At 35.3% G+C, this 23,192-nt stretch carries 20 protein-coding genes; 9 read left to right on the top strand and 11 right to left on the bottom strand.

The window, feature by feature from the left end; translation table 11 throughout:
* Positions 1-696 precede the first annotated feature (696 nt).
* The 4 genes from lptE (at position 697) to IPI15_RS19185 (ending at position 3,658) form a co-directional block, all read left to right on the top strand.
* Entirely contained in the window at positions 697-1,017 is a 321-nt protein-coding gene (gene lptE, locus IPI15_RS19200; RefSeq protein WP_353845338.1) for an LPS assembly lipoprotein LptE, read from the top strand.
* A 46-nt stretch (positions 1,018-1,063) separates the two neighbouring features.
* Entirely contained in the window at positions 1,064-2,029 is a 966-nt protein-coding gene (locus tag IPI15_RS19195; RefSeq protein ID WP_287421794.1) for a hypothetical protein, read from the top strand.
* Positions 2,030-2,543: 514 nt separating this feature from the next.
* Positions 2,544-3,476 carry an acyltransferase family protein gene (locus IPI15_RS19190; protein WP_287421793.1) on the top strand — a complete coding sequence of 311 codons (933 nt, stop codon included), beginning with the start codon at positions 2,544-2,546 and terminating at the stop codon, positions 3,474-3,476.
* The gene (locus IPI15_RS19185) at positions 3,476-3,658 is read left to right on the top strand and encodes a hypothetical protein (RefSeq protein ID WP_287421792.1); all 183 of its coding nucleotides are present in this window, start codon (positions 3,476-3,478) and stop codon (positions 3,656-3,658) included. The genes IPI15_RS19190 and IPI15_RS19185 overlap by 1 nt, the downstream gene beginning before the upstream one ends.
* Before the next feature lie 201 nt (positions 3,659-3,859).
* Here the strand turns inward: IPI15_RS19185 and IPI15_RS19180 are convergent, their stop codons facing one another.
* Complete coding sequence (locus tag IPI15_RS19180; RefSeq protein WP_287421791.1) at positions 3,860-4,204, bottom strand: hypothetical protein; 345 nt, start codon at positions 4,202-4,204, stop codon at positions 3,860-3,862.
* An 89-nt stretch (positions 4,205-4,293) separates the two neighbouring features.
* A complete protein-coding gene (locus IPI15_RS19175; protein WP_287421790.1) occupies positions 4,294-5,742 on the bottom strand; it encodes a hypothetical protein in 1,449 nt (482 codons plus the stop codon).
* Here IPI15_RS19175 and IPI15_RS19170 point away from each other — a divergent pair.
* A complete protein-coding gene (locus IPI15_RS19170; protein WP_287421799.1) occupies positions 5,642-6,397 on the top strand; it encodes a glycosyltransferase in 756 nt (251 codons plus the stop codon). The genes IPI15_RS19175 and IPI15_RS19170 overlap by 101 nt on opposite strands.
* A gap of 47 nt (positions 6,398-6,444) precedes the next feature.
* Here IPI15_RS19170 and IPI15_RS19165 read toward each other — a convergent pair whose 3' ends face one another.
* The 9 genes from IPI15_RS19165 to IPI15_RS19125 form a co-directional block, all read right to left on the bottom strand.
* Complete coding sequence (locus tag IPI15_RS19165) at positions 6,445-7,776, bottom strand: alkaline phosphatase family protein (protein WP_287421789.1); 1,332 nt, start codon at positions 7,774-7,776, stop codon at positions 6,445-6,447.
* Positions 7,703-8,092 carry an alkaline phosphatase family protein gene (locus tag IPI15_RS19160; protein WP_287421788.1) on the bottom strand — a complete coding sequence of 130 codons (390 nt, stop codon included), beginning with the start codon at positions 8,090-8,092 and terminating at the stop codon, positions 7,703-7,705. Before IPI15_RS19160 ends, IPI15_RS19165 begins: the two co-directional genes overlap by 74 nt.
* A gap of 92 nt (positions 8,093-8,184) precedes the next feature.
* Positions 8,185-8,757, bottom strand: coding sequence for a molybdenum cofactor guanylyltransferase (gene mobA, locus IPI15_RS19155; protein ID WP_287421787.1), 573 nt, complete (start codon positions 8,755-8,757; stop codon positions 8,185-8,187).
* A 43-nt stretch (positions 8,758-8,800) separates the two neighbouring features.
* Positions 8,801-9,670 carry a glycosyltransferase family protein gene (locus IPI15_RS19150; protein WP_287421786.1) on the bottom strand — a complete coding sequence of 290 codons (870 nt, stop codon included), beginning with the start codon at positions 9,668-9,670 and terminating at the stop codon, positions 8,801-8,803.
* A 238-nt stretch (positions 9,671-9,908) separates the two neighbouring features.
* Positions 9,909-12,143 carry a S46 family peptidase gene (locus IPI15_RS19145; protein ID WP_287421785.1) on the bottom strand — a complete coding sequence of 745 codons (2,235 nt, stop codon included), beginning with the start codon at positions 12,141-12,143 and terminating at the stop codon, positions 9,909-9,911.
* Positions 12,144-12,178: 35 nt separating this feature from the next.
* Positions 12,179-13,393: a GTPase HflX gene (gene hflX / locus IPI15_RS19140; RefSeq protein WP_287421784.1), complete on the bottom strand. Its 1,215-nt coding sequence runs from the start codon at positions 13,391-13,393 to the stop codon at positions 12,179-12,181.
* Between the two features lie 389 nt (positions 13,394-13,782).
* Positions 13,783-14,505, bottom strand: coding sequence for a YebC/PmpR family DNA-binding transcriptional regulator (locus IPI15_RS19135; RefSeq protein WP_287421783.1), 723 nt, complete (start codon positions 14,503-14,505; stop codon positions 13,783-13,785).
* 146 nt (positions 14,506-14,651) lie between these two features.
* A complete protein-coding gene (locus IPI15_RS19130) occupies positions 14,652-15,374 on the bottom strand; it encodes a DUF3307 domain-containing protein (protein WP_287421782.1) in 723 nt (240 codons plus the stop codon).
* A complete protein-coding gene (locus IPI15_RS19125; protein WP_287421781.1) occupies positions 15,371-15,982 on the bottom strand; it encodes a SatD family protein in 612 nt (203 codons plus the stop codon). The genes IPI15_RS19130 and IPI15_RS19125 overlap by 4 nt, the downstream gene beginning before the upstream one ends.
* Before the next feature lie 360 nt (positions 15,983-16,342).
* On the opposite strand from IPI15_RS19125, the gene gyrA reads away from it, so the two are divergent.
* The 4 genes from gyrA to glgB all read left to right on the top strand — a co-directional run bounded on the left by gyrA (position 16,343) and on the right by glgB (position 23,154).
* Positions 16,343-18,814 (top strand): DNA gyrase subunit A, encoded by a 2,472-nt coding sequence (gyrA, locus tag IPI15_RS19120; RefSeq protein WP_287401426.1) that lies wholly within the window; start codon positions 16,343-16,345, stop codon positions 18,812-18,814.
* Between the two features lie 173 nt (positions 18,815-18,987).
* Entirely contained in the window at positions 18,988-20,271 is a 1,284-nt protein-coding gene (locus tag IPI15_RS19115; RefSeq protein WP_287401425.1) for a tetratricopeptide repeat protein, read from the top strand.
* Positions 20,272-20,761: 490 nt separating this feature from the next.
* Positions 20,762-21,070, top strand: a complete 309-nt coding sequence (locus IPI15_RS19110) for an isoamylase early set domain-containing protein (protein WP_287421780.1) — start codon at positions 20,762-20,764, stop codon at positions 21,068-21,070.
* Between the two features lie 155 nt (positions 21,071-21,225).
* The gene (gene glgB / locus IPI15_RS19105; protein WP_353845337.1) at positions 21,226-23,154 is read left to right on the top strand and encodes a 1,4-alpha-glucan branching protein GlgB; all 1,929 of its coding nucleotides are present in this window, start codon (positions 21,226-21,228) and stop codon (positions 23,152-23,154) included.
* Positions 23,155-23,192 lie beyond the last annotated feature (38 nt).

The following is a 23,192-nucleotide window of genomic DNA, read 5'->3' as shown; positions in this document are numbered from 1 at the left end:
TCAAGAATTTGGAAGAAGTGAAAGCTAACTCGAAGAATAGAACAGCAATAATCCAACATTTGTTGTGATTGGACAATAATGCAAAATATCAAATACAAAGTGAGAGGGAAGGAATTTCCATTGAGATTATAGCTACTTAAGAAGGATATTGATACCAGAAAGGTCAGGCAAAAATTCAATGACCTTTTTGTAGATATTAGTTGGTTTGAAGATGGAAATTTTGGATGACCTTGCGCAAATAAACATGGATTCAGTTAGTAATGGAAGAAATATTAACTTTCTAAAAAGGACTTAAAAAGATGTTTACATCGATGAAGCTATAAATGTCATCAAAGACCTTCCGGTCAATCGAGTTACTAAGTGACAGATAAGACTAGATATCACCAGGAGTAAAAGGACATTAAACCTTATTATATACAAAAGCTGCCACTGAAGGGCAGCTTTTATTTAAACCTCAATCGATGTTCATCCTTTAGATTTGTCCTATATTTGAACATTCACAACAGTAAAGCCCAGATCAAAAAAAGTCTTTTAGCCTCCGTTTCTCACTTTGATTGTGATTATGTCAGGCTGTTATTCATTCAAGGGAACTTCTATACCTGAGACTCCAATACTGCTTTATATAGCAAATTTTACAGTAGATAAGTTATGATGCACCCTTTCAGCTTGCGCAGGAGATAACAGAAAAACTCAAGGATAAGATCAGAAAAGAAACAAGACTCAAAATATGCAGAGGTAGATCCTGACATAGAGTTCGTAGGAAAAATAACGAATTTCATAGTTTCCCCTGTGGCGCCTCAGAACAATCAGGTCCCTTCAGCTAACAGGCTTGAGATCACTATCAATGTAAACTTCATTGACAATAAACATGAGAAGAGCAAGTGGAACTCCAACTTTACTTTCTTCAAAGATTTTAGCAAGGATGCTAACTTTATTGATGTGCGCGATAAATTGGCTAGTGAAATCTTTGATCAACTATCCGAAGATGTATTTAATAGGGCATTTACCAATTGGTAGATTAACTTTTTGTTTTTGGGTTAGCACATAATTACTATCTTGCAGCGTGTTTGCCTTATTATCTATGGATGAGATCAGTCGTTTGATTCAATTTCCTTCGATGTTCAAATCGATAGACAAAGGCATATTTCAAAAATTTTTAGATTTATTTCCATTTTTCAATCTATTTAGTATCCTACATTCTCTCAAATATCAGTCAGATCTAATTGACAACAATCAAGAATACAATCCACCGGTCTTGTGTAATGATGGGTTATATACCTGGTATAAAATGGGTCTGTTGTCCTTGGATCACCAAAAGTCAGAGATCGATGAACTTCAAACATCTACTGGAAAAGAAGTTAGTACTGCTGTCGAACGGCAGAGTAATGTAATAGATATTAATTCTAAAGAAAAAATAAGGGGCATTGGCAGAATAGAGGTTGTACCTGCAAAAGAGGAAGTTCATTCTTCTGAATCCGATGAAAATGCATGGGTTGAGAAGGTGCAGCAAGATAGGGTAGTTGTAAAATCAACATTTTATAAAAAAAGTAGTATCAACTTATCATTTGGCAGTGTGACATCTAAAGTTATAGAGGAAAAGGAGGATAGTATGGAACTTTCGGGATTTGCCAAATTTTTAAAGGGGACCGGTAGGCATGGAATTGTGGTTCCTGAAGATATGGACATCTCCAAAATACAGCTGGATCTTCCTGAAGATGCCGATTCTGCGCGAAATTTGGATGAGGCGAAAAAAGATATAAGTGTTGAAATAGGTGATACCAATGTGGCAGAAGTTGTCAAGAAAAAAAAGGTCAAAAAGCACAAAAAGAAAGAGTTCGTCAATCATCTAGTGCAGCAAAGTGTGTTGGATAATGATCTATTGATATCAGAGCCATTTGCTGAAATTCTCTATGCTCAGGGATATAAAGAGAAAGCAGTAAAAATTTATGAAAAATTAATGGAGAAATATCCAGAGAAAAAGATTAACTTTGCGGCTAAAATAGACAAAATAAATAAAGAAAATATTTAATATGATAGGTTTTATAACAGTTTTGATAGCGATCATTGGAGTTTTATTGATGGCAGTTGTATTGATACAGAACCCAAAAGGTGGGGAGTAGATGCGAATTTTGGTGGTCAGGCGGCGAATCAGCTTTTGGTGCATCCAACTCAATTGATTTTGTTGAAAACTAACATGGGTACTTGCAGCTTCTCTATTTGCACTTTGCATGGTAGCAGCTATAGTAGTGAATTCTTCCGGGCGCTGCCGCAGAACCTGCATTACTATCTCAATAGAATATCTTTTAAAGAATATAGAAAAGGCTTACTTTAGGGTAGGCCTTTTTTGATTAAATTAGATATATGCCATTAATTTCGAGTTATCCAAGCAAAAAGGATTTGAATTCATGTTATATGAAAATTTGTAATAAAATGTAGTAACTTCGATTTAGTCAAATTGAAAATTAAATATTTTTATATATTTTGAGACTGACGCTACTTTCAACAGATTTGCTTACCTTTTTTCACATTACAGTTCTACCTAAATGATGACAAGTACAGATCATCAATCTGATCGAATAGAATATTTGGATGCAGTGAGAGGCATAGCAGCGCTTTCGGTTGTCTTTTACCATATTCTAGGTTCACATTGGGACTGGATGAGGGAAACAAAGATTGCTATGTTTTTCTTAAATGGAAGTGATGCTGTAGCAATGTTTTTTGTATTGAGTGGCTTGGTCTTATCAATTAAGGCTATTAATAAAAGCACTGAAATAGATTCTTCTTATTATAAGAGGTATTCGATAGCAAGAATATTTAGGCTTTATCCTGCCTTTCTCTTTATGCTTATCATTTATTATTTGTATGCCCATAATAATGAAAATATTTTCACACTATTTAAGACGACAATTACTACGAATCCTCATTTTTTCTGGGAAGAGGCGTTATTAGTAAGAGATCACCATCATTTGTTTTTTCCTGATTGGACTTTGGGGGTTGAGGTTGCTTTGTCATTACTTGTACCATTTTTAGTGATAGTAGTACGTCAGAGTAATAAACTCTTAATCTTCATGATTATCGGATTGATGTTCGCAGGGAAGATATATTATTCGCAATTTTTATTACACTTTGCCCTGGGTGTTTTAATCGCTAACAATTTTAAAAGAATTGTTGAGTTTCGCGATACAAGCAAATGGTGGTATAAATATCGATGGTGGTTAATACCTATTGTTTTTTTCTTTTATTCCATGAGACATTTTCTTGCCCTGTGCCCTTTGCCTGGGAATATTCAATATTTTATGTCAAGTATATTATATATTGATGAATATGCTTTTTCCGGACTAGCATCCGCATGCTTATTGCTTTATATCATCAATACAAAACGAATCCAGGACATTCTTTCGCATAACGTATTTAGTTTTTGGGTAAAATATCATACGGTGTTTATCTTTCTCACTGGTTGTTTACGAATATTGTAATGCGTAATTTTGAATATTTACTCAATACATATTGTGGTGGAAATGAGGGAATATTTTTGTTTTATTATACTGTTTTTACATTGGTCTGTACCATATTGGCTGCTACATTTTTATACTATTTAATAGAATTGCCTGCTATTAGATTAGGTAAAAAATTTGTCAGAAGATTTGCAAGTACTTAGATATTTGTGGAATGAGTTCAATTATTATTTTTAATATCCCATTCATAATATATTATACCCTCTATACTTGTCAAAGAATCCATCTTGAACTGTTTGATGATCTTACTCCTTCGAAGGCAGCGGTTCTGGCAAGTGGTTGCACGGCAACATCATAATTACGCTCACCATCCGGCCAATAAATTACCAAGACTTTTTTATCATTCACTTTATTAAGAATGAGGTCAGACACTTTTGTTTTAGGAGAACGTCGATTTGCGCCTGTGCTTGATTTTCGGCGGTTCGGGACATCTTGCAGTTAAATAATGGCAATCCGGAGTAGATACTTAATCTCATCCAATATTCTGTCCAAGCTGGTTGATCATTTAAAGTTATGTCGTAATTTTCAGAACCTACGATGACAGCAGGTAAAGTATAAATAGCTTGATATTTTGAAAAATCTAAATTCTTCAAGTCCTTAAATTTTGTTTCAATTTCATTTTCTTGAAAAACATTGCTCAATCTAAAAGCATTTTGGTATTTGATAAAATCTGCAACATCTTTAATCATTATCATGCATAATATGACGGAAACTACATTTGCATAAGCAATATTTTTTGTTGAAATGATTTTGTAATATTTAAAATATAATAAAATACTCAAGTAGAATAAGATCCAAAATCCAGGCCATGAAAACGGGCAAGACATCGGAATTGAGTTATTATATCGATTTTTTTGTAGAAGAAATAAAACACCGAAAACCAATTGTCAAAAGACAATGGGATAAAACAAAATTTGACAAACGGGCCTGAAGCTGTTGCATACACTATAAGCATGGTAACTATCAATCCGATGATGAATTTTGAATTTCTAATTGCTCTTCCAAAAGACTTTAATCCATTTCTTTTGCCTAATATATAGCCTACTAAAATAGTTAAACCAATTAATAAATTATAGATCATAAAATTTCCAAGAAAACCTTGAGATTCTGACGAGACAATCGTAGTAATACAAGATTTTAATAATGGAACTATAGAATTGAAGACGTATGGTGTAATAATGGCTTCAGGAGCAAATTGCCACAAATCATATCCAAAACCCTGGGCTCCGGGACGACGCAAAGCCGCGTAACTATCGACAGAGTTTATCAAAACAAGTAGCAAAATTCCCGCTAAAGCAGTTGATAATCCTAAGGAAGCATATTTGGCTAATCCTGACCAGCTCTTTTGTGTCAAAGAAAGTATACTAAAATAAAGTAAAAATAAACCTATTGGTAAGGCAAGGATTGGTACATAATAAATGTGAAATAAACCGGAAAGGAAGATTAGTGCGAAAATCTTTAATGCAGTGGGCCAAATTATTTTTTCTCCCACGTGAAGCCGATAGATGTCCTTGAGTATGAAAAGTACAAAAACGCTAAACAATGAAATGGATAAGTTGAATACGCCATATATGAATTTTTGAACCTGCGGGTTGACCCAGGTAATCCCTATTGACATGATTATGATGAATAATATTTGTGATCTATAACTGGGTTTTATTAATTTATAGATAAAAACAGGTAAAATTAAGTGTAAGGCGAGAAAAAAGTAGTTGTGAATAGCAACCAAATGATGGCTGATATCAAATAAATGTTGATGAATAAATCGCATTAATAGTGCCAAAAAAGGTGTGTTGTCAGTAAAGAAGATGTATTCACCGAATGGGTAGTTCATTTGCGTATAATGCCAAAGTCCCATTGGACTCGCTTCTTGAATAACATATTGATAGAAAGTGAAATAGTTTTTCAGACCATCATAACTATTAGTAAACATAAATGCATCAGGATGAAAAACTACTTGGTTAAAAGCAATACAAATACATATTAATTGTAAAGTCCATATGGTAATTATGGGATTTGCAATAATTTTAATATAAATTTGCGAAAAAATAGCACTAAAAATTATTCCAAATCTAGCCATAATAACACCAAGTTTTAATCCGGAAGACGGATGGGTTGATAATTCTATCCATAGTTGCAAATCTATTGAAAAAATTCTGAATGTCGATTCAATATCTTGGATCTTGGTCAATGATGGTTCTACCAAATTGATTTCTTCGTTTGACATAGACAGGATTTCTTCTGAAGTTTATAATTTCCAATATTTCAACTTGGAAAAGAACAGAGGCAAAGGATTTGCTACTAGACATGGTGTTGATCATTCAAACGCTGATTATACAATTTATACGGATGTAGATTTTCCATACTTAGATGAGAACGTGCTTTCTGTTTATACAGCACTCCTGAGTGGCTCGGATCTTGTCCTTGCTACCAGGAATCAGAATTATTACAAACAGATCTCATCGAAGCGCGCATGGATCTCCAGGAATTTCCGATCTGCCGTTAAGATGTTATTCAATATTCCTACGACCGATACTCAAGCTGGATTGAAAGGACTTTCCTCAATGGGTAAAATGGCCTTATTGGATACAAAAATAGACCGCTATTTGTTTGACCTTGAACTTGTTAAGATTTGTGCGAAGCGTAAATTAAACATTACTGAGGTCGAAGCTACATTGAAACATGATATAGATTTGCCGGGCGTTTCGCTAAAGATATTGAGTAAAGAAGTGGTGAATTTGGTGAGGATATTTTTTGGTAGAGTAACTTTTAAAATTAGCATAGCCACATTGTTTCTTGATGAGTTTTTAATTTTTAGCCTATTATTATTTAAACACTTAATTGATTTGTATGACTCGAAGCTTTCTTTTGATACTAAATAATCAACTTTCCACAACAAAGCCATCAGCCATTCGCCAAAAGCCAATAGCTATTTCTGCTTAACCACTCCCTCTATCGGATTTCCAATATTCCCTGTAGGAGCCATAATATGAAGCAATGCAGCCACAGTAGGTGCAATGTCCGTGATCTCAACAGGAGCCACTATCTCTGCAGGTTTTAGACCCCAACCATAGAATATTAATGGAACATGAGTATCGTACTCATACAATGATCCGTGAGATGTTCCTGTGGTGTAAGAAGATATCCAACCCGGTTCTTGTATTACAAGGATATCTCCAGATCTTTTGGGATTTATTCCGTTTTTAATCTTATTGAGAAAGAAATTAGGGAACATAGCATCACTAATATTATGAAGGTCGATGATCTGAGCTATACCTTCATTAGACATCATGCCGGCTTTGAAGACTTCAAAGAATTCTTTGTACTCAATTTTCTTTTCTTTCAATAGATCAAAGTTGACAAAGTATTGATAATCTTCATATTCTATTAAGTATTTTCCTTCACCGAATTTTGAATTCAAGTGGTCAGTGATTTTTTTTAAAAAAATACTTTTGTCTAAAACGTTGCCTGGCAACTTATAATAGTGACTATGTCCCGGAATATCACATATACCATGATCTGCTGTCAGAAATAATAAATAGTTATCCTTGCCAACTTCAGCGTCTAATGTATTCAATAATTTTTCAAAATCCTTATCTAGTCTAAGATAAGCATCTTCTGATTCTATAGAGTTAGGACCGAATGAATGACCGATATAATCAGTAGAGCTAAAGCTCACTGCAAGGAAATCAGTCGCACTGTGCTTGCCCAATTGTTCACCTTTGATAGCTGCGACGGCGAAGTCTGCAGTCATTGTATTGCCAAATGGAGATGTGCGAATATTATCGTATTTGTATTTTTTCCCGGCAATGTATTTGTGTGGAAAAATTGGTTTGTCTTCTCCTTTAAGTGTATTTTCAAAAGGTTGGTTATCGATATCACTTTGAGTATAGGTATTGATAGGGTAGAGGGTCTCCCAGGTAGTATTTAAGTACTTTTCAGAGTAATTTAATTTATTGAAATCTTCTACCCATTGAGGTAATTTCTCCATATAATATGTTGAACTTGAAAAATTACCAGTACCATTATCATGCCAGTAGGCTGCATCAGCACTATGTCCGGCAGGCAGGATAGCTCCTCGATCTTTCAATGCAATACCTATGATCTTGCTTTTATTACCACTTGCTAATTTAACCTGATCTGCTATACTTGTGACCTTTAAGTTTCGCGGAGACATTTCTCCCGCTTCACCAGTACTTCCAACACCTGATACCGAAGAATCCTGAGTACAGTAGATGTTTTTTACCCAATGATCTTTCATACCAGTCATTTCCGGCTATTCCATTGATGGCAGGAGGGCTTCCTGCATATATCGTGGCATGTCCCGGCCCGGTGTTCGTTGGTGTATAGTTGTAATGATTATTGATACAATTCACGCCGCCGTTAATGAGCCTTTTAAAGCCATTTTCACTTAGTCTGTCATAATATCTGTAGAGAAAGTCATATCTCATTTGATCAACAACGATGCCCACAACTAATTTTGGTTGATCTAACTTTGTTGTATTAGCTTTTTTGCTTTGACTATATGCACCAAAATTGTACAAGATGCACATAAGAATAAGTCCTGTTCGAATCATATTATAAGATTTGTATTTGGCCAAATATAATAATATAAATATGATAATGAATTGAAATAAAAATAATAATGATTCAAAAATTTGAGTACTAATTATTTCCTTTTCAAATTATCAAGTTCTTTTGTTGTATTTATATTGATAAGGCTCTGCGCGCCAAGTTTTATATAGGAAATATTATCACAAGATTCAATAAACTTTTTAAGACTGTAATTGCCAGAATCATACCAAGCAAGCAGTTTTGAATAAATAGTGGGATTATATATTGCCAACATTGGCTCTAATTGATTATTGTCATCTTTCAAAAATACTCCGTCCAGCCTTTCCTTGTTTGTACTTATCATTTCATTAATAATACCCTCACTTAATTCTGGCATGTCACACGGCAATGTTATAATGCTACATCCACTGAGAGCGCGCATTGAAGAAAGTACTCCTGAAATTGGTCCGTAGGATCCATATTTATCTATGATGACAGGAAGGATATAATTATTTGATTGAGAAACATTACATGAAACATATATTTCACTGCAAAAAGGAGCAAGTATCTCAGCAGCATGTAGATAAAATGGTTTATTATTCCATAGCAAAAGGCTTTTATCAGTGCCCATCCTGCTACTTTTTCCTCCTGAGATGACTACGCCGACTAATTTATCTTTTGGAACCATGATTTGCCAAGTTGATTTAGCTTAAAATATTATGTCTAAATATCTAAGGTTTTACAATCGTATAGTTTCTATATTCAAAAAGCCTTATACCAGTAACATTCTCAAACCAGTATAGAAATTTATCTTTAATTCCGACACGCTGAGTAATCTTCGAGCCGTCAAAATCCCAATTCTTTTTTTCAATTCGCTGTTTCATCACTTCAGGATGACTTTCTTGAAATAAGGCAAGGGCGTCAATATCGCTGTAATTATAAATTTCTTTCGCGATGCTTGCCACATATGCATCATCATGCCATAATTTGTTGAAATCTTTGTGTTTTCTGGCTTGGATTAATGGATCCTTGACCCAACCATAATGATAAACGCAGGCTTCAACAGGGACCACATTTAACTTTCTGTCATTGATCCTGAAGCCTTGAGCATCCCTAAACGATCTGATTCGTTTATCATTTTTTATGATTCTAATTTCATTTCTATACCATTTTCGTGAAGTACCCACATAGTCATATGATCCATAAAAATGTAGGTATTTTAATAAAAGTCCGTTTACCTTATCGTTTGATTTATAGTTCAATAACGATTGTTTGATTGCCTCATGATATCGCTCATGTATTGCTTCATCACTTTGTATATAGATCGCCCAATCAAATGTTTGATCGATGAGATCGAAAGCTTTATTTGTTTCTACAGCCAGTACTTTACCACCTTCCCGCAGTGTATCGTCCCATACTGAATAATGGATTTCTATTTTGTCAGAGATAATACCTTTTATCAATGCTTCTGTCTCATCTTCACTATTCCCTATTAATACGATGAATTTATCACATAAAGGCAGCACACTTTGAATAGCTTCAACAACCGGGTAGTCGTATTTTATTGCATTTCTAATGATGGTAAAACCACAAACTTTCATGGTAGCATGTTAGCGCTTTGGCGCATTGGCGCTTTAGCTTGTTGCGAAAAAAAGATTATTCATTTGAAAAATAGGATTATATGATAGGTAGTTGTTAAAAAGCTGAACTATTAAGATAGTTTGTTTCATATCTTAATAGTTCAACTTTTTCATTAATCGCTTAAAAAACCTGAGAAATGTCGTTTCCACAGAAGAGCCAATAGCCAATAGCCAATAGCCAAAAGCCAATAGCCAAATACTATTTTATCTTCGAATACTGCAATTCATCAGCAAGTTTATCTGCTTTATAAACAGACCTAAGTGCCTCCAAGATACCACTTGAGTGCAATGAGACACATCTGTTATTGCTATCCACATCATAGATATATCTACTAGGTAAACTCTCGATATTACCATCGAAAATTAGTCCTACTACCTGACCTTTTTGATTGATCATAGCGCTGCCGCTATTTCCACCAATGATATCATGCGTCGTTACATAGTTCAGTTTCGTGCCTTTATTCATTGTGCTTTCAGCATCCAACCATTTTTTTGGAAGGTTCCATGGTTCTTTCTTTCCATAAGAATAATATTTGTCGAATAGGCCATAAAATGTAGTGAATTCAGGTGCAGTAGTGCCATTATAATCATATGCCTTCAATATGCCATCAGCAAATCTTAAAGTAAAGTTGGCATCAGGTGGAATACTAGTGCCATAGACACTGTAAAGAGCTTGACCCAGCAACTGAATGTTTTGAGTTTCAGCTGAAGCTATAGGATCGATGATTGTTTTGTAATATGCAAGACTGTCTTTAGCCATTTTAGCATATGCCAGTACAGGATCTTTAGAGTTGAGTACAGCATCAGGACCTTTTGCGAATAAATCCGCCAATTTGCCGGCATCTGCAACAATTGTACCAGCCACTAATGCTTTTGCCTGAGCCGGTATAAGAAGCGGGTTGTTATCGCCGTCAATAAGTCTGAGTTTATTCATTGACCATTTACTTACCTTACTTAATTGAAACTCAACGATTTTTTCTTCGATTTCTTTGTGATAAGATTGATCAAGTTTTAGTTTTGCGACCTTATTTTTCAATTGTTCATCTGAATTTCCCGGTGATCTTTTATCAGCAGGTTTCTTCATTTCTGTTGCGAGATCAATAGCTCTTGCCCCCAAAGCAAATAGTTCTGACCTGGAATTGGCTGGAGAGAATATTATTTGTTTACCATAGTATTTTCTCAATTCTTTGCGACTTTCAGCTATTTTACCCCAAAGGTCACCGTATTTTGCCTGTAATTCAGGTTTTGAAGCAATTGCAGCTTTAAAGGACTTTTCGAAATTTGCTCTCTTGCCCATCATATTAGGGTCTTTTAATCCTCCATAGATACCATTATATGCTTTTAAACTATTGGTATATCCAAAATAGGTATCAGTTAATTCTAGTTTGCTTTCAGGATGTGCATCCATATATGCTTCATAAGAGGAAGTAAGCGTTTTCATTAAATCAATCACGTGAGGTATGGTGAAATCTCTATCGTACTCCAACATAGCCACAGTGTTCAATCTCTTGGTAGTTCCGGGATTTCCAATGACGAAAAGAGGCTCGTTACCCTCAGCTCCATCTTTAGACCAAGTAAAGTGGTATTTAGTTTGGAGTGGTTTACCATCATCACCATAAACTCTGAAAAAAGTAAAGTCAAGAGTATATCTTGGGTAAGTAAAGTTATCTGGATCTCCACCAAAGAATCCAAGATCTGTTTCAGGTGCCATGACCAATCTTACATCAGTATATCGTTTGTAAGTGTACATTTGATAAATACTTCCATTGTAAAAAGTATGGATTTGAACTTTCATTCCTGTTTTAGTCTCATTTGCTTTGACCAATTCATCAATTTTATCATTTTTCAATTTGGTCTTATCTGCATCGGTTTTACCAAATGAAATTGCATCATTAATAGATTTTGTAACATCTTCCATAGCTACTAACTGATCGACGAATAGTCCTTTCACTTTTCTCTCTTCTTCCAATGTCGCGGCATAAAAACCGTTCTTAGGAAGATCTTCTTCTGGAGTTGTTACTTCAGTTACACTTTCTCTGCCACAATGATGATTGGTCATTACTAAGCCATCTTCAGATACAAACGAAGCAGTGCAGTAAGTAGAAAATCTTAAAGCCGACATTCTAACAGACTCAACCCATTCATCAGATGGTTCAAAACCATAAGTGTCTTTAAAATATTGATTTGGTGGATAACTAAATGTCCACATTTTACCATTATCATATTTGCCAGCTTCTACATTTGGATAATAACCTGAATAGTCATTAATATCCTGCATACTTTCAGTAGAAAGTTTAACTTTTTTAGGTGTTTTTTGCTCGGTGGTAACAGGTCGTCCTACTTGCGAAAAGGCATTATTCGCCATGAAACTTATTGCTGTAACAAGTAAAATTGTACTGATAATATTCAGTTTTATAATGTTTATTCTAATCATAATGAAGGTTTTATATTAAATATATATTATTTTAATTAGTATTGATCATAATCATTCTTAAGATGCGGAAACTTCGTTTCCTGAATATTTTTGACCATTGTGTAAATTTTTTCTTTCAGCTCATCAAAGTTTTCCTTTGTAATTGCTGATGTAAAAATCCAAGGTTGTGGGTAATTGCTTTGAAAATGTTCAAGATGTTCTTCAAGTATCTCTGCTTTTTCGTCATTTGTAAGCATTGCGTCAAATAAATTTTCTTTATAAGCATCTATTTTATTACCAACAATGAATGTGGGAATATTCTGTGCTCCTAGTTCTACAAGGGTCTGCTGCACTGTGATCAATTGATCTTCCATTCTTGGATTTGACATATCTACTACATGAACGAGAATGTCACTTTCTCTAACCTCATCCAAAGTACTCTTAAAACTTTCTACGAGATGATGAGGTAATTTGCGGATAAATCCCACTGTGTCAGACAAAAGAAACGGAACCTTATTAATTACTATTTTTCTTACAGTTGTGTCTAGAGTTGCAAATAATTTATTTTCTACAAACACATCGGCATCTGAAAGCACATTCATAATTGTACTTTTTCCTACATTTGTGTATCCAACCAATGCAACTCTAACTGTCGCTGAACGATTTTTCCGCTGTGTAACATTCTGGCGGTCGATCAATTCAAGTTTGTCTTTCAGAAGTTTGATCTTATCATTGACGATTCGACGATCTGTTTCGATTTCTTTTTCTCCGGGACCACGCATTCCAATACCTCCTTGTTGCCTTTCAAGGTGCGTCCAGAGACCTCTTAACCTCGGCAACATATATTGCATTTGAGCAAGTTCTACTTGTGTTCTGGCTTGGGCTGTCTGTGCTCTTTCTGCGAAAATATCAAGTATCAATGTACTTCTGTCCACGATCTTTCGTTTGAAAAGGGCCTCAAGTATATTTACTTGTTTTCCGGTGAGATCATCGTCGAATATAACGAGATCTACATCATTATTGAGGATGTATTCACGGATTTCTTCAGCTTTGCCCTTTCCAACAAAAGTACGATTGTCAGGATGCGGGAGTTTCTGCACGAATCGCTTTAGCGTCACAGCTCCTGCCGTTTCTGCAAGGAATGTGAGTTCATCCAGATAATCATTTAACTTCTCTTCTGTCTGAAATCCATGCACTACTCCAACGATTACAGCACGTTCAGTTTGCCTTAAAAGGCCACTGCTTTTCTGACCAACATTCCACTCTGCCAATGGCTTAATTTTTTATTAATTATTAATATAGCTTTCGAAATAGGTATGAGTAATGGGTAATCAGTAATCAGTAATCAGTAATCAGTAATCAGTAATCAGTAATCAGTAATCAGTAATGTTGTTTCCAGCGCACTCATTCTAATTTCTAATTTCTAACTTTCAAACCTTCTCACTTTCTCACCTCTTCACCTTTTCACCAATTTAATGATTAATCTGAGATATTCTTTCCAGCACGCTCATTCTAATTTCTAACTTCTAACCTTCTAACCTTCTCACTTCTTCACCTTCTCACCTATTTAATGATTAATCTGAGATATTCTTTCCAGCGCACTCATTCTAATTTCTAATTTCTAACTTTTAACTTCTCATTTTCTATCTTCCTCACCTCTTTAACTTTCCTCACTCATATCCATGTTATGGAATACATTGGTGATATCATCTTCTTCTTCCAATTTATCTATTAATTTGATAATGGCCTCCAAATGATCTTCTGCTACATTTTTTACGACTGTAGGAAGTCTTACCGCTTCAGCGGAAAGGATCTCGATATTTTGTTCTTCAAGTCCTTTCAGCATGGTGCCATAATCAGAGAATGGCACAGTGATCATAATATCATCGTCTTCTTTAAGGATTGATTCCAAACCGTAATCGATGAGAAGTAGTTCCAATTCTTCCAGATCCTGTCCTTCTGAGTTTATCTTGATAACTCCTTTTCTATCAAAAATAAAATTATGAGTACCACTTTCTACTATTTCACCACCATTTCTATTGAAGTGCATACGCACTGTGGCAATGGTTCTGGTAGGATTGTCAGTAGCAGTTTCAACTACAAAAGCCACTTTATTCGGGCCATAACCTTCATAAATAACCTCTTGAAAGTTCTCGGCATCCTTTGAAGTTGCTTTTTTAATGGCATTTTCAACATTCTGTTTTGGCATATTAGCCGTTTTTGCATTTTGTACAGCAAGTCTTAAGGATGGGTTATATGCAGGGTCTCCACCACCACTTTTAACAGCGATGGCGATCTCCCTACCTATTCTTGTAAAGGTCTTAGCCATCCCGGCCCATCTTTTCATTTTTCTTTCTTTCCTGAATTCGAAAGCACGTCCCATTGTAGTGTTATTTTTTGTTTGAAGGCGCAAAGATAAGAATCCTAACCGGGAATTGAGAATGAGAAATTTTGAATGTTGGATGTTAAATGATAAATTCCTGCAAAGAGCCATGATTATTGCATAATTTGGACCATTGCTTGGGTAAATTAATTTATTATTTGATGTACATAATTGTATGAAAGACCTATTAATGAAGCAATTGCGAAACTTAGTAATGTTCCTATAAGTATATATTCAGTTAATTTTCTGTCGTTTGCATTAGATAAATCACCGAATCTAAATACAGATTTTGCTGTTAAAAGAAAACCTATTCCATCCCAATGCCCTGAGATGATGAAGAGAAAAACAAATAAACGCTCCAAGATGCCTATATACTTACCTGCATCTGTCAGTGTTTGATCATTTCCTTTAATTGTATTTAAATCCCATTTCGAAGTTAGGATACCGATGACTATAGAAGCTACTGGACCAGTCAAGACTAACCCTAAGATTAGTAGCAAAACATTATTATCGTTTATTTCAAACAATTCAATTGGATGTCTAAAGTAATAATTTGCCACCAATAATAAAATAGCCAGATGCGCTGATTGATCGAGGAAAAACAATTTTCTTGTATTTACTGTCTTTGTTAGATATGATTTTGATAGATCAATCAGATAATGTGTTATAGCAATAAAGACGATTCCCGGAAAATAAGATTGGTTGAATTTCAAGACGATTAGCAACAAAACGGAATGAACCAAAATATGCAGATATAAATAACCTGACTTTATCTTTTTTATATTTCTGTCTTGTATCCACTTGGTTGGTTGTAATACAAAATCACCAATGAAATGGGCTATTAGTAATTGGATGATAAACGGGATCATAGGTTATTTATAGTTTTTTTATAATATGTATTTAGTTTTTGGATCTCATCATATCCTCCACGTTTAAGACCTCTGCTAATAGAACTTTGTAATAAATTCAATTTTTGCTCAAGTTCTTTTTGCCCAATATTGGGATTTAATAAAGATTGCTGGATGATATATGCAGTATTTTCTGTCCATTTGTTCATGGTGAGTGCGGCGAGTTCAAACATTAGGTTTAACGTAACATCTAATTCTGATTGCTCCGTTCTTATGCCCATTGTTTGCTTTTTTAGGTTATCGAAACAAAAACCGGCTCTGATAAATGCACTGCCATTTGACTCAGTTATCTTCGTTGTTTTAAAATCTTTCTCTCCTATGCCAATTGCAATCCTTACATCAATAAGTTTGATTTGCTTTATAGTGGATTTTAATAGTAGTAAAGATTCGAATGCTATTTCAGGACCTGTTTCTAACTGAAAGCTATCGCCTCTATATATTTCCCAGGATTTGTTTTTACTGCCTAGCCTGTTGAGTATTTTTTTAAAGGGCTCGATCCATTCTTTGGTTGTCACCTTTCTGGAGTCAATTATATCACCTGTAATTACGGCTGTTAATTTATTCATCATGCAAATTACATTATTCTTTATAAATTATGTTCTTATTGCTGCATAAATTGAAATATGTCGCTTTAAGGGCATAAATTCAATTATGTCGTTTTAAAAGCATATTAGAGGAACCCAGTTAACTCGCATTAGATTTAACTAGTATTAAAGTAAACCAGTAAAATAGTTGACCAGTATATTAGTAAGCAATATGATGATTTGAAAAGTACTATCATACTCTAATTACTATCCTACTCTAATACTATTTTACTATTATACTCGAATACTATCATACTCGAATACTATTATACTACATATTTATATATAAAAAAAACCAATTTAAATTCTTACATTTGCACTCATTTTTAAGGAAAAAAACAGCATATGCAAGAAGATCAGAGGATTGTACCAATCAATCTTGATGATGAGATGAAGACTGCTTACATTGACTATTCTATGTCAGTGATAGTGTCCAGAGCCTTACCCGATGTTAGAGATGGAATGAAACCGGTGCACCGCAGAGTGCTATTCGGAATGGATGGCTTAAGTCTTAATTTTAACAAAGCACACAAGAAGTCCGCTAGAATCGTTGGTGAAGTCTTAGGTAAGTACCACCCTCACGGTGATTCTTCTGTTTACATGGCCATGGTAAGAATGGCTCAGGATTGGAGTATGAGATACCCACTGGTCGATGGCCAGGGTAACTTTGGTTCTATGGATGGTGATAGTCCCGCAGCCATGCGTTATACAGAGGCGAGATTTTCAAAAATTGCAGAGGAACTGCTAAGAGATATAGAAAAAGAAACGGTTGATTTTTCACTCAACTTTGATGATACATTAGAAGAGCCAACAGTACTTCCATCCCGCATTCCTAACTTATTGATCAACGGCGCCAGCGGAATTGCCGTAGGTATGGCCACAAATATGTTGCCACACAACTTAACTGAAGTAATTGACGCTCTTGTGCAGCATATCGAAGAGGGTGAACTTACTGTTGATCAATTAATGCACCACATCAAAGGCCCTGATTTTCCAACAGGAGGCATCATATATGGTACTGCCGGTATTAAGGATTATTTTGAAACAGGTCGAGGTAAGGTAGTAGTCAGAGCTAAGGCCGAAATTGAAAATATTGGAAACAGGGAAGTGATCGTCATCACTGAAATTCCTTTCCAGGTCAATAAAGCAGACCTTGTTGCTAAAATTGCAGAATTAGTAAATGAAGGTAAAGTAGCCGGAGTATCAGATACCAGAGATGAGTCAGATAGAAAGGGGCTTAGAATAATAGTAGAAGTGAAGCGTGATGCAATGGCGAGCGTGGTGCTTTCTAAATTATTCAAATATACTTCTCTTCAGACATCTTATGGTGTTAATAATATCGCCCTTGTCAAAGGCCGTCCAATGGTATTGACCATTATGGACATGATGAGACATTTCATTGATTTTAGGATTGAAGTTATCGTCAGACGAGCTAGATACGATTTAAGAAAAGCTGAAGAACGAGCACATATTCTTGAAGGTTTGCTAATTGCACTAGATCATATTGATGAAGTGATCACATTGATCAGAGCCTCTAAGACGGTCGATATTGCACATGCAGGTTTAGTCAGTACTTTCAATTTATCCGATATTCAGGCGAAGGCAATCCTTGAAATGCGTCTACAAAGACTTACCGGTCTCGAAAGACAAAAAATTCAGGACGAATTCGACGAATTAATGCGCACCATAGCTTATCTCAACCAATTATTGGGAGATGAGCAAATGCAAAAAGACGTGGTAAAAAGTGAGTTGGTTGAAGTCAGAGAAAAGTTTGGTGACAAACGCCGAACTGAAATCACACATGCGGTAGGAGATATTACCATGGAAGATCTAATCGCTGATGATGCGGTTGCGATTACAATATCACACCTGGGTTATATCAAACGTACTAACCTTTCTGAATACAAATCTCAGAAAAGGGGCGGTCGTGGATCTCAAGGAAGCAAGACAAGAGATGCAGACTTTATTGAACATATGTTCGTAGCCTCAAACCACAACTATCTATTGTTATTTACAGAGCAGGGACGTTGTTTCTGGTTGAGAGTATACGAAATACCGGAAGCTTCTAAAGTTGCAGCAGGAAGGGTGATTCAAAACATCATCAACTTACCGCAGGATGACCGGGTAAAAGCTTATATTCCGATACAAGATCTTAATGATGAAGAATTTATCAAGAATAACTACATCATGTTCTGCACACGTCAGGGCACGATTAAGAAAACCTTGGTACAAGACTTCTCAAGACCTAGATCCAATGGTATCAATGCCATCACTATCCATGAAGGAGACATGTTGCTGGAAGCAAGACTTACAAATGGCAATAATGAGATCATCATTGCCAACAGAAAGGGTAGGGCGATCAGATTCAATGAAAGCAAGGTTAGGTCAATGGGTAGAAATGCTGCAGGAGTAAGAGGAATGACACTTGTCGGACCGAATGATGGAGTAGTCGGAATGGTATGTGTGGATCCTAACGATATGCTGGTAACTATTTTTGTAGTTTCTGAAGGTGGAAACGGTAAACGCACGGCCCTAGAGGATTACAGAGTAACGAATCGTGGTGGAAAGGGTGTTAAAACCATGAAAATCACTGAGAAAACAGGAGATTTGATAGCTATCAAGGATGTATTTGAAATGGACGAAATGATGATAACTACTAAACAAGGAGTTATCATTAGAATGCCTGTAGAGGCATTACGAGTGATGGGTAGAGCTACTCAAGGCGTAAGAGTTATCAAGTTGGATAAAAAGGACCAGATTGCTGATATTGCTGTAGTTAGAGAGGATTTTGTGACGGATAAATTTGAAGAGGAATAAATTTCCGCTTATATTTAAGAAAAAATTAATAGTTTTATCTTCTTATGAGCGAACCCTTATGAGCATTAGCTTGTTTGAGTATTCAAATATTTGAAATTAAATAAAATGGAGTCCACGTCTTGTTTAGATTATTAGTAAAAAAATGGCTCCGACTGAACTTTAAAATTTAAGAAATGAAAAACATTCTTTGGGTTATTTTACTTGTTGGATTTGTTAGTGTGAGTGCCTCGGCTCAAGATGATGGTGCGAAGCTTGCTAAAAAAGCAAAAAAGGCAATTACCAATTATTTTCTTGATCCAAGTACAAAGTCTAATCTTACTGAGGCAAAAGAACTTATAGATAAAGCTTTTGCTACAGGAGCTATTGATGGTGACGGAGTTGCATGGGCGACAAAAGGGGAGATATATACTCAAGTTGCTCAGAATGAAGCTGGGTTAAAGTCTATAAATCCACAAGCAGTGATTGAACATCCTGAGGCAGCATCAATAGCTTATGATGCTTATTCAAAAAGTATAGAAAAAGCGGCTAAAGAAAGTGCAAAAAAAGATGCATATGCTGGAATGAGCGAATTAATACCTTTGCTTAGTACAAGCGGACTTGAATATTTTTACGCCAAAGATTATGCAAAATCATATGAAGATTTCAATAAAATACTTCTGGCTCATGAATTAGTGAAAAATGCTAAAATGAAATCTCCTTTAGAAAAGCCTGAAGATTTAAATAATCAATATTATATTACTGCTTTGGCCGCTTTAAATAGTGGAAAAGAAGATATCGCAGGAGCATTATTCGAAAAGTCTCTGCAAGGTGGAAATAAGGCGGCTGAGATTTATGATGGTCTCTTTAGATCTTATTCTAAATCAAATCCTGCAATTGCGGAGAAATATTTGGCAGAAGGACGTGCAGCTTTTCCTGAAGATAATAACTTGTTATTTTCAGAAATCAATTTATACCTTTCACAAGGTAAGCTGGAAGCACTATTGAGTAAGTTGGATCAAGCTATTTCAAAAGAGCCGGACAACGTCTCTGTTATTAATACTCTGGGCAATGTTTATGATAAATTGTATCAAACAAGTGCGGAGGCAGGAGATACAACTAAGGCAAACGAATATTTTAAAAAGTCACTTGAAAATTACAATAAGGCACTTGCTAAAGATCCTAATAACAACTTTGCTAATTATAGTGTTGGAACGTTATATTATAATAAGGCTGCCAGTTATGTTAAATTGATGCAAAGTGTTGCAGATGACATGAGTAGTGCCGGTATGAAAAAGTATGAAGGATATGAAAAACAGATGTTTGCAATGTTCGACATTGCATTGCCCTACTTTTTAAAAGCAGAGGAAGTTGATCCTACTGACAAAAATACTATGATCGCTTTAAGAGAGATATATGCACGCAAAAACCAGCTGGATAAAGCCGGTGAATATGCTAAGAAGTTAGAAGCAAAAGATTAATACTTTTGTTTTCAAAATAACATAAAGCAGTCAGAGCTCTGGCTGCTTTTTTTTTGGTATGAGTTAAAACTCTAGGCTATCTAACGCATTGATTAATTACTCAAACAAAAAATAGGCTCTACGACGCTTAATAATTAGCCGTTGTCTTTGGATAACAAAAAAAAATATAGATGATATTGGACTTTATTCCGAATATTTAATTCGAATCTAGAAGGTACCGAATCCTCATTCCAATTATTAACAAATCATTCACATTATATTTTATACTTATTTTTTGTAAGTTTTATTTGAGTACAGAATATTATTTTGTAATAAATGTTAAGTTTGATATAACTAACCGAATTGAATAATTAAATGCTTATTTATAAATCGTTAGTTTTCAGTTTTTTAAAATAAATGAATTTCGTTAAGTTGTGATTATCAATGCTTTGTAGATTCAAAATATATATTATCTTTGCAGAATAATATTCTTAATCCAAAATAATTTCTAATGAAAAAGCAATTCGTAAAATCTAAACCAGTCGTTAAAGTAACTTTCAATCCTGCTGCTGATGTAATTAATGGTGGAAGTGAAGTGATCGTTCTAGGTGATTTCAATAACTGGAATCCTGAACTAGGTCTAAATCTTAAAAAACAAAAAGACGGTTCTTTCAAGGGTATTCTTGAACTTGAAACAGGTAACGAATTCCAATTTAAATACCTAGTTGATGGTACTAACTGGATCAATGATACAGAAGCTGATGCATTTGTCGCTAGCCCTTATGGTGAGGCAAATGGTGTGGTATCCACTATCGCATAATTAGCATGTGAATTTTAAATGACAATATTAAGCCGCTTTCATAGCGGCTTTTTTTATGCCCAGTATCAGCATATAGTATTATATTTATCATAATTATTCTCCTTTTTATAATTCGATACACTTTAAATTGATATTAATCTGTCAAGCCAACATGAATATATGTTTATTTAGCATCATTATATTTTTTATTTTATCTATTTTCGGACGTTATAGCTCATTCCCTTTACAAACTTTTCAATTTATTCGGCAGCCATCTGATCGAACTCGATGGTAAGAAAGGTTGCTATTTCGCTGTATGGGCTCCTAGTGCCACAAACGTGACAGTCATGGGCGACTTCAATCATTGGCGCTCGTCTCAGTTCAAACTTAATCCGCGTTGGGATAAAAGTGGTATTTGGGAAGGGTTTATTCCTGGTGTAAAGCATGGTGCAGTATATAAATATAATGTAACCGGGCCCAATGGTCAAGTCTTTGAAAAAGGGGATCCTTATGCTTTTATGTGGGAAGTACCGCCTCAGACAGGAAGTATCGTTTGGGATATACGCGAATTCAAATGGCGAGATGATAATTGGTTAAGCAAGAGAAAAAGTTTCAACAAACTAACATCTCCAATGTCTGTTTATGAAGTTCATTTAGGATCGTGGAAAAAACCTGAAAGAAAAGAAAGTAGTTTTCAGACTTATACTCAAATGAAAGAGGATTTGGTCCCATATGTTAAGGACATGGGATTTACGCATGTAGAACTTATGCCTGTGATGGAGCATCCTTACTATCCATCTTGGGGATATCAGATCATTGGTTATTTCGCTACATCCTCCAGATTTGGTACTCCTCAAGAGTTTATGGATCTTGTAGATGAATTCCACGAGCAAGGCATTGGAGTCATACTCGATTGGGTACCAAGTCATTTTCCGAGTGATGGCCATTCACTTAGTTATTATGATGGTACACATCTTTACGAGCACGGAGATCCACAACGAGGATATCATCCGGATTGGAAAAGTTTGATTTTCGACTATGGCAAAAAAGAAGTAAAATCATTTCTCATCAGTAATGCGCTCTTTTGGTGTGATTACTTTCACGCTGATGGACTTAGAGTGGATGCTGTAGCCTCCATGATCCATCTTGATTATTCTAGGAAAGAAGGAGAATGGACCCCCAATAAAGATGGAGGACGCGAAAATCTTGAGGCTGTTGAATTTGTTAAAGAGATGAACACAGCAGTCCATGCTTTCTATCCTGATGTATTGACCATCGCAGAAGAATCAACGTCATATCCATTGGTGACAGCCTCTGTACATGACGGTGGTCTTGGATTTGATCAGAAATGGATGATGGGATGGATGCATGATACTTTGAAATATTTCAGTCAGGATCCAATTCACAGGAAGTTTCATCATAATCAGATTACCTTCAGTATGGTGTACGCATTTTCTGAAAAATTCGTACTTCCCTTCTCTCATGATGAAGTAGTGCATGGCAAAGGAAGCTTGCTGACTCGAATGCCGGGTGATGAATGGCAAAAGTTTGCCAACCTCCGGTTGATGCTTGGTTACATGTTTACACACCCGGGAGCTAAGCTTTTGTTCATGGGATGTGAATTTGGCCAAAGTTGGGAATGGAGTCATATCAACGGTCTTGAATGGCATTTATTGAAATTTAATTACCATAAGAATATACAATCATTTGTCAGGAAATTAAATCAATTATTTACTGAATTAAAGGCATTACATTTTCATTCATTTCACCCGGCAGGATTTGAATGGTTAGCTGCAGATGACAGCGAAAATAGTGTTATTTCCTATATAAGAAGAGGAGAACATGAAAACGAATCGGTTATAGTAATTTTGAATATGACTCCGGTGAAAAGAGAGAATTATCGAATTGGGGTTCCGGCGAAAGGAAGTTGGAAAGAAATACTCAATAGCGACGATAAAAAATGGAGTGGTGGAGGAGTAGTAAATTCTAAAACCATTAAATCAGAGCGTGTATTTCAGCATAATAAGGCAGATTCAATATGTCTCACACTAGCTCCACTCTCAATCATTATCTTAGGTCCTACCATCAAAGCAAATAAACTTTGATATTTTGTACGATCTTTTCAATTTAATTTTTGATCCTA

This window comes from Candidatus Brachybacter algidus (assembly GCF_016707225.1).
Lineage (GTDB): Bacteria > Bacteroidota > Bacteroidia > Chitinophagales > Saprospiraceae > Parvibacillus > Parvibacillus algidus.
This window is presented reverse-complemented; position numbering and strand designations above follow the sequence as displayed.